Source organism: Streptomyces sp. NPDC001153 (assembly GCF_053598315.1).
The window spans coordinates 1-9,916 of record NZ_JBSFJZ010000098.1 but is presented as its reverse complement, the minus strand read 5'-3'; the positions used below and the strand labels follow the sequence as shown (position 1 = coordinate 9,916).

The following is a 9,916-nucleotide window of genomic DNA, read 5'->3' as shown; positions in this document are numbered from 1 at the left end:
GGCCGAGCACGGCGGTGAACTCGCCGGCCCCGATGCGAAGGTCCACCCCCGACCACAGCGTCCGGCCGCCGACCCGCACGGCGGCCCCGCGCAGGGCGACCACCGGATCGCTTCCTGCTCCTGCGGCCGTGTCGTGCCCCCCGCTTCGGCGGCCGGGGACGGTGTGACTGCTGGTGTGTGTGACGGCTTCGCGGGCCTTCGCTATCGGGTTCATGGCTCAGTTCACTTCCCGGTGGCCTTGGCCAGGGCCTGTTCGATGCCCTGCAGCTGGGTGGTCTGCCACTGCTGGAAGGTGGCACCGGCGGGGGTGAGGGTCTCGGTGACGGTGGCGACCGGGATGCCCTGGGCCTTGGCCTCCTTGACCTGTGCCTGCACGTCCGGCGTGGAGTTCTGGGAGTTGTAGACGTAGATCTTGATCTTCTTGTTCTTGATCTGCTGGTCGATGGTGGCCTTGTCCTTGGCCGTGGGGTCGGAGCCCTCGCTCATCGCGTCCAGGAACGTCTCGGGGGTGAGCATCTTCAGCCCCAGGCCCTCGGCGAGCGGCGTGACGATGGACTCGGAAGCACCGATCGGCGTGCCCGCGTACTTCGCTTTGATGTCGGCGATGAGCTTGTTGTAGCCGGCGAGCGTCTTCGTCTCGAAGGTCGTCTTCTGCTGGTCGAAGTAGGCCGCGTCGGCCGGGTCGATCTTCTTGTAGTCCGCGGTGATCTTCTCGATGACCTGGTGGACGTTGTCCGGGGAGTACCAGCGGTGCGGGTTGCCGCCCGGCTTGATGCCGACCAGGTCGCCGATCTTGAGCTGGGTGCGCCCGCTGCCGGGGTTGGCGGCCAGCAGCTTGTCGGCCCATGCGTCGTAGCCGATGCCGTTGACGATCGTGTACTGGGCGCCGGCCACGGTGCGGGCGTCGGCAGCCGTGGGCTCGTAGTCGTGCGGGTCGGCATCCGGGTTGTTGATGATGCTGGTCACCTTCACGTGGCTGCCGCCGAGCTGGGAGGCGATGCTGCCCCAGAAGTTCTCCGCCGCCACCACCTGGATCGCCCTGCCCGAGCCGCTGCCACTGCTGGTCGCGGCGGTGTTGCTGGTGTGCGAGGAGGAGGTCGAGCAGGCGGTCGCCGTCACAGCCGTCAGGGCGGCCGTCGCGGTGACCAGTGCGATCCTCGCGGTCGGCCAGGCGGAACGGGAGGCGGGGGCGGTAGACATGCGGGAGCTCCTTACGGCGATACCGGGCGCGCAGCGGACACGCGCCGGCCGTGTGGCGACACCTTCGACGCTAGATGGAAATGATTTTCAGATCAATGGCAGATGAAAACCGTTGCCATCTTTTGACCGGGCGTACGACTGCTCGGGGGCTGCGCAGGTGGGGGTGCGGCGGATGCCGCCGGGACAAGCGTGGGGGACGAAGTGGCCGGCCTGACTGCCGAACGCCGGTTCCGGCAGTCGGTGGTCGCGACCGGCAGTGGTTCAGCAGTCGCGGAACTCCGGTGACTGGTTGAGGATTTGCGCCCGGGGCGATGTGAAGCGGATGTGAGTCTCGCCGCCGCGTGCCTCGGCGTGGAAGGCGGCGACGCGGTGGCAGTTCTGGAAGGCGAGAGCGATGCCGAAGTGCCGTTCCAGGCTGCCGCGGATGGCGTCGCTGGACAGGGCGCGCAGGAGCTGGCCGCGGTCCTTCTCGGAGGGCGGCGGGGTCTGGTTGTCGGCGAACTCTGCGGTGCCGGAGTGCAGTTCGTCCGCCAGGCGGGCGCTGAGGTCGTAGGCGTACGGCAGGGAGGTGCGGACCGTTTCCACGAAGTCCTGCTCCCGCACCTCGCCGTTCTCGGCCTCGGCGAGCAGCTGCGGGGAGACGTCGAGTGACATGAAGGGCTGTCCTGTTCTGTGGTCCTGTTCTTGAGGGAGTGAAGGTCAGACGAGGGCGGCCAGTGCTGTGGGGCCGTGCTGGAAGTCCGGGTCGACCTGGGCGGCGAGATCCTGGCCGGTGGCCTCGTTGGCCCAGGCGGCGGCGTTGCGCAGGTGGAACTCCACGGCGTGCTTCTGGAAAGCCGTCCAGTCCTTGGTGCGGGCGTCCACAGTCGTGCGCAGCAGGTCCAGGGTGCGGGTGTTGTGCGGCTCCAACTCGCCGCGGCCGCGGCCCTGTTCCTGGGCGCGGACATAGGAGGACTGTGCGCAGTGCGCGAGCAGATCGTCGCCGACGTGCTCCTCGAGGAAGAGCAGGTCGTCCTCGCCGGTGACCTTGTTGCCGACCACGGCGATGGGGATGCCGAACTCGGCCGCGTGGTCGCGGTACTGGCGGTAGACCGAGAGGCTCTTGCGGGTCGGCTCGACGACCAGGAAGGTCATGTCGAAGCGGGTGAACAGGCCGGAGGCGAAGGCGTCGGCGCCGGCGGTCATGTCGACGACGACGTACTCGCCGGGGCCGTCCACGAGGTGGTTGAGGTACAGCTCGACCTGCACCGAGCTTGGAGTGGTAGCAGGCCACGCCGAGATCGCCCTCGTCGAAGGCGCCGGTGACCATGAGTGGTACGCCGTCGACCTCCTGGACGTGGTGCCCGTGGATCTCGTCGTCGCCGAGCAGCCGCAGCAGCCGGGACCCGCGTCCGGGCGGGGTCGTCTTCACCATGGCTTCGACGGAAGGGATCCGCGGATTCGTGCCCCGCAGGTACTCCTTGATCTCGTTCGTGCGCGCGCTGATCGGCGGCGCGGCGAAGACCTCGTCCTCGCCGAGACCGAGGGCGTACGCCAAGTGCTGGTTGATGTCGCCGTCGATCGCGACAACCGGCGCTCCCGAGTGCGCCAGGTGACGGGAGAAGAGGGCCGACAGGGTCGTCTTGCCGCTGCCGTCCTTGCTGACGAAGGCAACGCGCATGGCTGGCCACCCCCTCTATTGAAAATGGATGTCATGAGCATAGGCTGGAGGTGTGGCCGGGTGCTGTCAAATCGCCAGGGCTTCAACTTGCCGACGGTCATGGCCTGTTGGGGCGCCGCAGCGGCAAACAGGGGATCCCTTCCCTTTCACCGACACGGAGGAGACTCAGAGATGAGCGATACCGCAGGCGGCCGTCAGAGCCGCCCTTTCACCCTCGTGGTCTGCGGCTCATGCCGTGCCGCCGTGAGGGGGCGGGTGATGGACGCCCTGTGCCGTGCGGTCCGGGAGTGCCCGCACGGGGTGACGGTCTCCACCGGTTGCCTCGCGAGGGTGCTGCACTGCCGCCGGCGCCGCGGTCTGCACGCCGCCGTGCAGCCGTGCGGGGCCGACCGCAAGCCGAGTGGTGTCGCCGTACGACTCGGCCCGTTGGTGACGGAAGCCGACGCCGAGGTGGTGGGGGCGTGGCTTCGGGCCGGAATGCCCGACGACGGCACGCTGCCCGACCGGCTGCGCGCGGCCCCGGTGCCGCAGCAGGTGGCACACCTCAACTGACGCACTGCTCCTGGATGCTGTGCGTCAGCCGATGTCGCGGACGCCGAGGTGCAGGTGCTCGATGTGGTGGACGGCCTGGTCGAGGAGTTGGGCGACGTGGTCGTCGTAGAGGCTGTAGACGATGCGCCGGCCGTCGCGGCGGCCGGTGACCAGGCCGAGGGCACGCAGCAGGCGCAGTTGGTGGGAGACGGCGGACTGTTCCATGCCGACGGCGCAGGCGAGTTCGCCGACGGGGTACGGGCGCTGCCGCAGGGTGGTGAGGATCAGCAGGCGGGATGGCGTGGCGAGGGCCTGGAGCGTCGTGGCGACGGAGGCGGCGGTGGCTTCGTCGAGCCGGGCGGCCGCGAGAATGTCGCGGCCGCTGGCGTCGAGGTCATCGGCGTGCACGGGCGCGGGCCTCGCGCGGCGGGCGGATGAACTGGAGGGCCAGGGTGGCGGGCGGTTCGGCGATGCCGGGTCCGCCCGCCTGCGCCCAGCGCAGCAGGTCGTCGGTGCTGTCGTCGTCCATGGCGAAGCCGACCCAGACGGCGCGGCCTCCGGCCCGGCGCCCGGCGGTGGAGGGCTGGACGACGATGACGTTGGCCTGGTCACACGGGCCGAGGCAGTCCGTCGTACGGAGCTGGAAGCCGCGTTCCGCCGCGCCGGCGCGCAGTCGGTCCAGTTGCCAGGCGTGGTCGGTGCCGGGGTGCTTGCGCGGGTTGCCGCAGCAGCAGCCCCGGCACACGACGAGCGTGCACGGGCGGGGAGCGGCCGCCCGGATGACGGACCGGTTCACAGCGCGGTCCGGGACGGCACGCCGTACGTCCGGATCCGGCCGTCCCGCCACGCGACGGCCAGCAGGTGGGGACCTGTCCAGGCCAGTGCGGCGACCGCCGCGCCCGTGCCGTCCAGTTCGCGCGCGGGCCGCAGGCGCGCCTGCGGCCGCCCGGCGGTGGCGTGCCACAGGGCGACGGTGCCGTCGGCGCCGCCGCTGGCCAGATGCCCGGCCGCGCCCGGCCGCCAGGCCAGCGCGGTCACCGTCTCGTGGCAGCGGAGCGAGCGCGGTGCGGTTCCCTCCGGGCCCTTGCCGGAGAAGTCCCAGACGGTCACGTCGGGTGCGCCGTCGGCGGCCAGCCAGAAGCCGGTGTCGTCGAAGGCGAGCCGGGAGACCTTCTCCGGGTAGCCGGACATGGTGAGTTCGCCGCCGTCTCGCGCCCTCCAGATATGGATGGAGGCGTCCTGGTTGCCGCTGCAGATCCACCTCCCGGTGGGTGCGACGGCGAGTGCGAGGTGGGAGCCCACGTAGGGGTAGGTGGCGACCGGTTTCTCGGTGTGCCTCTCGTGGCAGCGCACGGCCCCGTACGCGGCCACGGTCAGGCGCCGCCCCTGCCGCATCCAGGCGAGGTCGGTGACGGTCGACGCGGCGGGCTCCGTACGCCACAACTCGCCGCCGTCCGTGTCGAGTACGAGTGCGCGGCGGCCGGAGGCGACCGCGACCCGGGTGCCGTCGGCCCAGGCGGCGGCCGCCGACCAGGCACCGGACTCCCGCACCGTCGTACGCCCGTCGGAGCGGCGCCACAGTGCGTACCCCAGGGGGCCGGTCGCCACCAGGTGCCCTGCATCCGGGGAGAGCGCGACCGCGAGTGCACCTCCGGGAACCTCGAACGCCCCGATCTCGGCGCCCATCGCCGCGTCGAGAACCTTCACCGTCCCCTCGGCTCCGGCGACGGCGACCAGATCGCTCCGCGCGCTGAGGGCGACGGGTGCGTCGTCGACGCCTGCCTCCCAGGCGAGCGGGGACTGCACCGTCGTACTCACGCGACTGCCCCCGCCGTGGCCAGGCAGTCGGCGAAGCCGCGTTCGAGGGCCTCGCGGTCGAGGTTGCGGCCGATGAACACCAGCTTGTTCGTGCGGGGTTCGCCCTCGCGCCAGTCGCGTCCGAAGGTGCCGTCCAGCAGCATGTGGACGCCCTGGAAGACGTACTGCTTGGGCGCTCCGGCGATGGCGAGGATGCCCTTGGAGCGGAAGAGGTCGACGCCCTTGGTGCGCAGCAACTGGCCGAGCCAGGCGTTGAGCCGGTCCTCGTCCAGTTCCCCGGTCAGCTCGATGCCGACCGAGGTGACGGTGGTGTCGTGCTGGTGCTCGGTCTCGGTGAGGAAGGCGGGGTCGTCGGCGAGCACCCGCTCGAGGTCGAACGCGCCCACGTCCAGCACTTCGTGGAGATTGATGCGCGCGTGCTGTGCGGGGATGATCCGCACTCCGCCGTTGATGGCCCGGATGCGGCGTACGACCTGTCCGATGGTCTCCTCCCCGGCCAGGTCGGTCTTGTTGAGGACGACGCGGTCGGCGAAGGCGATCTGCTCGACGGCCTCGTTCTCCACGCCCTCCGGCTTGACCTCGTCCAGGTGCTGGAGCACGTGGGCGGCGTCGACGAGGGTGACGATGGCGTCCAGCCGCAGCTGGGCGGCGATCTCGTCGTCCATGAAGAAGGTCTGCGCGACGGGCGCGGGGTCGGCCAGTCCGGTGGTCTCGATGAGGATGTGGTCGAACTTCTCGCGGCGCCGCATCAGCGCACCCAGGATGCGGATCAGATCTCCGCGCACGGTGCAGCAGATGCAGCCGTTGTTCATCTCGAAGATCTCTTCCTCGGCGTCGAGGACGAGGGCGTCGTCGATGCCGACCTCGCCGAACTCGTTCTCGATGACCGCGATCCTCATGCCGTGGTTCTCGGTGAGGATGCGGTTGAGGAGGGTGGTCTTGCCGGAGCCGAGGAAGCCGGTCAGGACGGTGACGGGGACCCGTTCGTCACGCGGCTCTTCGGTTACGGGGGTGGTGGTCAAGTCGGTCTCCTAGTCGTGCTGTTCAGCGGCGAGCAGGGCGGCCCGCAGGTCGTCCTCGATGATCTGGTCGGCGGGGCGGTGCAAGGTCCAGCGTCGGGCGTCGCCCTCCATCGGCAGCACCACGACGACCGTTTCCAGCGGCGGGCAGCCCGGTTCGGTGCAGGCGAGCTGGCGGATCAGGACGGCGGTGTCGTCGTCGAGATCGAGCAGGGCACGCACGGTCTCTTTCAGCTCGCGCAGCTGCGGACTGGGCCCCGGAGGCCCGGGCCGCGATCCCAGTGGCATGGCTGTTCCTCTCCTCCATCTCCGTCCCCGGACGGCCGGCCTCCGTCGGTGTGGGGCAGACAGTCGGCGCAGACGCCGGTGAGTTCGACGGTGTGCTCCACCGCGGTGAAGCCGGTCGCGGCGGCGATCCGGCCCGCCCACTCCTCGACGACCTCGGAGTCCACCGGCCGGCTGCGGCCGCAGCCGCGGCACATCAGGTAGTGGCGGTGCCCGTCGGTCGGACGCAGCCGGTAGAGCCGCCCGCCGATTTCGTCGCGTACGACGTCCACACCGCCGTCCGCCTCCAGCTCGCGCAGGGCGCGGTAGACGGTGGTCAGGCCGATCGCGTGGTCACCGGCCAGGAGCAGAGTGTGCAGCTCCTGGGCCGACACGAAGTCCTGGCAGCCCGCGAGTGCCCGCGTGACCGCCTTGCGTTGTCGGGTCGTCCGGCCGCCCATTGGCGCATCACCCCCTGTGGCTCGTGCCGGGTCGGCACGCACCACCGTAGATGGAAATGAAATCCATGTCCATATGAACGGCCAGTCATGTGCGGCTGAGTGACGACCCTGGTTCAGCAGCGCTGCCGGAGCAGTCAGACGGCAATGGCCCGCCGCACCTGCGTGGGTACGGCGGGCCATGGGACTCGCTGGGTCAGCGGCGGCCCTCCTCGCGGGACCTTGTCCAGGCGGCTTCGCGCAGCAGCCGCAGGCCGTTGAGGCCGACGATGACGGTCGAGCCCTCGTGGCCGAGGACGCCGAGGGGGAGGGGGAGGGTGGCGGTGAGGTCCCAGACGACGAGGCCCGAGATGAACACCGCGGCGACGGCCAGGTTCTGCACGACCAGACGGCGGGCCCGGCGGGAGAGGGCCACCACGGCGGGCACGGTGGCCAGTTCGTCGCGGACGATCACCGCGTCCGCGGTCTCCAGGGCCAGGTCGGAGCCGGCCCTTCCCATGGCGACGCCGGTGTGGGCGGCGGCCAGGGCGGGCGCGTCGTTGACGCCGTCGCCCACGACCAGGACCTTGCGGCCGGCCCGCTCCAGTTCCCTGACCGCGGCCACCTTGTCCTGCGGGAGCAGTCCGGCGCGGACGTCGGTGATGCCGGCCTCGGCGGCCAGGTGGGCGGCGGCCCGGGGGTTGTCGCCGGTGACCAGTGTCGGCGTGGTGCCGGTGAGCGCGGTGAGGGAGGCGACGGTGGCGGTGGCGTCCGGGCGCAGCCGGTCGGCGATGCCCAGGACGCCGGCCGGTGCGCCGTCGGCCACCACCAGGACCGCGGTGCGACCGCCGTCCTCCAGTTCGGCGGCGACGGCGGTGTGCGCGCCCTCGGCACCGGGCAGCAGCCGGGCCGGGGAGCCGACGGCGATCTTGCGGTCGTCCACCGTGGCGGTGACTCCGACGCCTGGGGTGGAGGCGAAGTCCTCGGCGTGGGGCAGGGCGAGACCCCGGGCGCGGGCGGCGGCCACGACGGCGCGGGCCAGCGGGTGCTCGCTGGGGTGTTCGGCCGCGGCGGCCACTCGCAGCAACTGCCCTTCCGTGAGTCGCGAGCCGGGCAGCGGCCGGACGTCGGTGACGCGCGGGGTGCCTTCGGTGAGGGTGCCGGTCTTGTCCAGCGCCACCGCGTCTACCTGACTCAGGCGCTCCATCACCACCGCGGACTTCACCAGTACGCCGTGCCGTCCGGCGTTGGCGATCGCGGACAGCAGCGGCGGCATGGTCGCCAGCACCACCGCGCACGGGGAGGCGACGATCATGAAGGTCATGGCCCGCAGCAGCGAGCCGGTCAGCGCGGCGCCGAAGGCGAGCGGTACGGCGAACACGGCCAGCGTGGCCGCCACCATGCCGATCGAGTAGCGCTGCTCGACCCTCTCGATGAACAACTGGGTCGGCGCCTTGGTCTCGGACGCCTCCTCGACCATCTGCACGATCCGGGCGATCACCGTGTCGGAGGCGTCTCGCTCGACCCGGACGCGGAGGGCGCCGGTGCCGTTGAGGGTGCCGGCGAACACCTCATCGCCCGGCTCCTTGGCGGCGGGCAGCGGCTCGCCGGTGATGGTGGCCTGGTCGACCTCGCTCGCCCCGTCCAGCACGCGGCCGTCGGCGCCGATGCGCTCGCCGGGCCGGATCAGCACGGTGTCGCCGAGGGCGAGGTCGGTGGTGGGTACGGTCTCCTCGCCTCCGTCGTCGCGGAGGCGGGTCGCGGTGGCCGGGGCGAGATCGAGCAGGCCGCGCACCGAGTCGGCGGTGCGGGCGGTGGCCAGCGCCTCCAGGGCGCCGGAGGTGGCGAAGATGACGATCAGCAGGGCGCCGTCCATGGTCTGGCCGACGGCGGCGGCCCCGAGGGCGGCCACGATCATCAGTAGGTCGACGTCGAGGGTCCTCTCCCGCAGCGCCTGCAGTCCGGCCAGCGCGGGCTCCCAGCCGCCGGCGGCGTAGGCGAGCCCGTACAGCGATCCCCACGTCCAGGCGGGCGCGCCGGTCAGCTGCAGCGGGAGGGCGAGCAGGAACAGCACCGTGGCCGCTGCGGCCCAGCGGGCTTCGGGCAGCGCGAAGACCCGGGTCCGCCGCCGTCGGGTGGCATCCGGGTGTGCGGTCACGGTGGGCGCGGGCCGCTCGGTCAGGGTGTAAGACATGACGAAGAACCCCTCGGGAGGGCAGGACGGATCGACTCGACCACCATACAGGTACATATGAAGAGCTCTTCAAGTATCGCTTGTATGATGGCCGCCATGGGTCATGGAGCAGCTCCCGCGAAGAACCCCGTCCCGCGCGGCCGCCTGGACGCGGACAGCGCCGCCCGGGTGGCCACCACCCTCCAGGCCCTCGCCACCCCCTCCCGGCTGCTGATCCTCTCCCGCCTGCGCGAGGGCCCCTGCGCTGCCACCGAACTCGCCACTGAGGTCGGCATGGAACAGTCCGCCTGCTCCCACCAGCTGCGCCTGCTGCGCAACCTCGGCCTGGTCGTCGGTCGGCGCCAGGGCCGCTCGGTGATCTACGCCCTCTACGACAACCACGTCGCCGAACTCCTCGACCAGGCCGTTTACCACATCGAGCACCTGCGGCTCGGGCTCAGCGACGCCTCGGACGCGGACCATGTGGAGGAGGCCACGCTCGGCGTGAACCGCTGACCGGCAGGACGCGGCGATGCCGGTGTGGGCGATCGACTGGAAGTACGCCATCGGGTCAGCGACGCTGGCGCGCGCCTTGCTTGGGCGGCTATTGAGCTCGGCGGTGACGGCGTCCAGGTCGTTGCGGGTGCGGGCTGACAGGCCGGTGCCTTTGAGGTGGTGGAGTGTGACGGGGGCCTCCCGTTGAAGCACCCTCAATTCCTGGCCCGCGTCGATAATGACCTTGTGCGCTCGCTAGCCAGGAATTCGATACTGCCCCTGACGCTGGTCATCGTCGGGGCGGCCGCAGTGGTGGGCG

The 9,916-nt window shown here is 71.2% G+C and carries 11 protein-coding genes and 2 pseudogenes; 2 read left to right on the top strand and 11 right to left on the bottom strand.

All coding sequences use genetic code 11. The features are described from left to right. The 4 genes and pseudogenes from ACWDEN_RS47220 to ACWDEN_RS47205 form a co-directional block, all read right to left on the bottom strand. A pseudogene (locus ACWDEN_RS47220) lies at positions 1–214 on the bottom strand (metal ABC transporter ATP-binding protein); the annotation flags it as partial. Positions 215–222: 8 nt separating this feature from the next. Then, positions 223–1,200 carry a metal ABC transporter solute-binding protein, Zn/Mn family gene (locus tag ACWDEN_RS47215; protein WP_450864250.1) on the bottom strand — a complete coding sequence of 326 codons (978 nt, stop codon included), beginning with the start codon at positions 1,198–1,200 and terminating at the stop codon, positions 223–225. Positions 1,201–1,461: 261 nt separating this feature from the next. Further along, positions 1,462–1,854 carry an SCO5389 family protein gene (locus ACWDEN_RS47210; RefSeq protein ID WP_450864248.1) on the bottom strand — a complete coding sequence of 131 codons (393 nt, stop codon included), beginning with the start codon at positions 1,852–1,854 and terminating at the stop codon, positions 1,462–1,464. 45 nt (positions 1,855–1,899) lie between these two features. Further along, positions 1,900–2,860: pseudogene (locus ACWDEN_RS47205) on the bottom strand (ATP-binding protein). Between the two features lie 171 nt (positions 2,861–3,031). Here ACWDEN_RS47205 and ACWDEN_RS47200 point away from each other — a divergent pair. Then, entirely contained in the window at positions 3,032–3,412 is a 381-nt protein-coding gene (locus tag ACWDEN_RS47200) for a hypothetical protein (protein WP_450864246.1), read from the top strand. Positions 3,413–3,436: 24 nt separating this feature from the next. Here ACWDEN_RS47200 and ACWDEN_RS47195 read toward each other — a convergent pair whose 3' ends face one another. The 7 genes from ACWDEN_RS47195 to ACWDEN_RS47165 all read right to left on the bottom strand — a co-directional run bounded on the left by ACWDEN_RS47195 (position 3,437) and on the right by ACWDEN_RS47165 (position 9,123). Further along, positions 3,437–3,799, bottom strand: coding sequence for an ArsR/SmtB family transcription factor (locus tag ACWDEN_RS47195; protein ID WP_450864244.1), 363 nt, complete (start codon positions 3,797–3,799; stop codon positions 3,437–3,439). Beyond that, positions 3,786–4,187, bottom strand: coding sequence for a (2Fe-2S) ferredoxin domain-containing protein (locus ACWDEN_RS47190; protein ID WP_351622811.1), 402 nt, complete (start codon positions 4,185–4,187; stop codon positions 3,786–3,788). The genes ACWDEN_RS47195 and ACWDEN_RS47190 overlap by 14 nt, the downstream gene beginning before the upstream one ends. Then, positions 4,184–5,209 carry a WD40 repeat domain-containing protein gene (locus ACWDEN_RS47185; RefSeq protein WP_450864241.1) on the bottom strand — a complete coding sequence of 342 codons (1,026 nt, stop codon included), beginning with the start codon at positions 5,207–5,209 and terminating at the stop codon, positions 4,184–4,186. Before ACWDEN_RS47185 ends, ACWDEN_RS47190 begins: the two co-directional genes overlap by 4 nt. After that, positions 5,206–6,231, bottom strand: a complete 1,026-nt coding sequence (locus tag ACWDEN_RS47180) for a CobW family GTP-binding protein (protein ID WP_351622806.1) — start codon at positions 6,229–6,231, stop codon at positions 5,206–5,208. The genes ACWDEN_RS47185 and ACWDEN_RS47180 overlap by 4 nt, the downstream gene beginning before the upstream one ends. Positions 6,232–6,240: 9 nt before the next feature. Then, a complete protein-coding gene (locus tag ACWDEN_RS47175) occupies positions 6,241–6,450 on the bottom strand; it encodes a hypothetical protein (protein ID WP_450864239.1) in 210 nt (69 codons plus the stop codon). A gap of 8 nt (positions 6,451–6,458) precedes the next feature. Continuing rightward, on the bottom strand, positions 6,459–6,953 hold the full coding sequence (locus tag ACWDEN_RS47170; protein WP_450864237.1) for a Fur family transcriptional regulator: 495 nt from the start codon (positions 6,951–6,953) through the stop codon (positions 6,459–6,461). A gap of 193 nt (positions 6,954–7,146) precedes the next feature. Then, positions 7,147–9,123 carry a heavy metal translocating P-type ATPase gene (locus tag ACWDEN_RS47165; RefSeq protein ID WP_450864235.1) on the bottom strand — a complete coding sequence of 659 codons (1,977 nt, stop codon included), beginning with the start codon at positions 9,121–9,123 and terminating at the stop codon, positions 7,147–7,149. Positions 9,124–9,219: 96 nt separating this feature from the next. Here ACWDEN_RS47165 and ACWDEN_RS47160 point away from each other — a divergent pair, with 96 nt between their 5' ends. After that, positions 9,220–9,618, top strand: a complete 399-nt coding sequence (locus tag ACWDEN_RS47160) for an ArsR/SmtB family transcription factor (protein ID WP_351622795.1) — start codon at positions 9,220–9,222, stop codon at positions 9,616–9,618. The last annotated feature ends 298 nt before the right edge of the window (positions 9,619–9,916 follow it).

What these genes read in the sequence shown, in the direction of transcription:
- ACWDEN_RS47160 (WP_351622795.1), top strand. Translation starts at nt 9,220, where the DNA reads ATGGGTCATGGAGCAGCTCCCGCGAAGAACCCCGTCCCGCGCGGCCGC.
- ACWDEN_RS47165 (WP_450864235.1), bottom strand. Translation starts at nt 9,123, where the DNA reads ATGTCTTACACCCTGACCGAGCGGCCCGCGCCCACCGTGACCGCACAC.
- ACWDEN_RS47210 (WP_450864248.1), bottom strand. Translation starts at nt 1,854, where the DNA reads ATGTCACTCGACGTCTCCCCGCAGCTGCTCGCCGAGGCCGAGAACGGC.
- ACWDEN_RS47200 (WP_450864246.1), top strand. Translation starts at nt 3,032, where the DNA reads ATGAGCGATACCGCAGGCGGCCGTCAGAGCCGCCCTTTCACCCTCGTG.
- ACWDEN_RS47170 (WP_450864237.1), bottom strand. Translation starts at nt 6,953, where the DNA reads ATGGGCGGCCGGACGACCCGACAACGCAAGGCGGTCACGCGGGCACTC.
- ACWDEN_RS47215 (WP_450864250.1), bottom strand. Translation starts at nt 1,200, where the DNA reads ATGTCTACCGCCCCCGCCTCCCGTTCCGCCTGGCCGACCGCGAGGATC.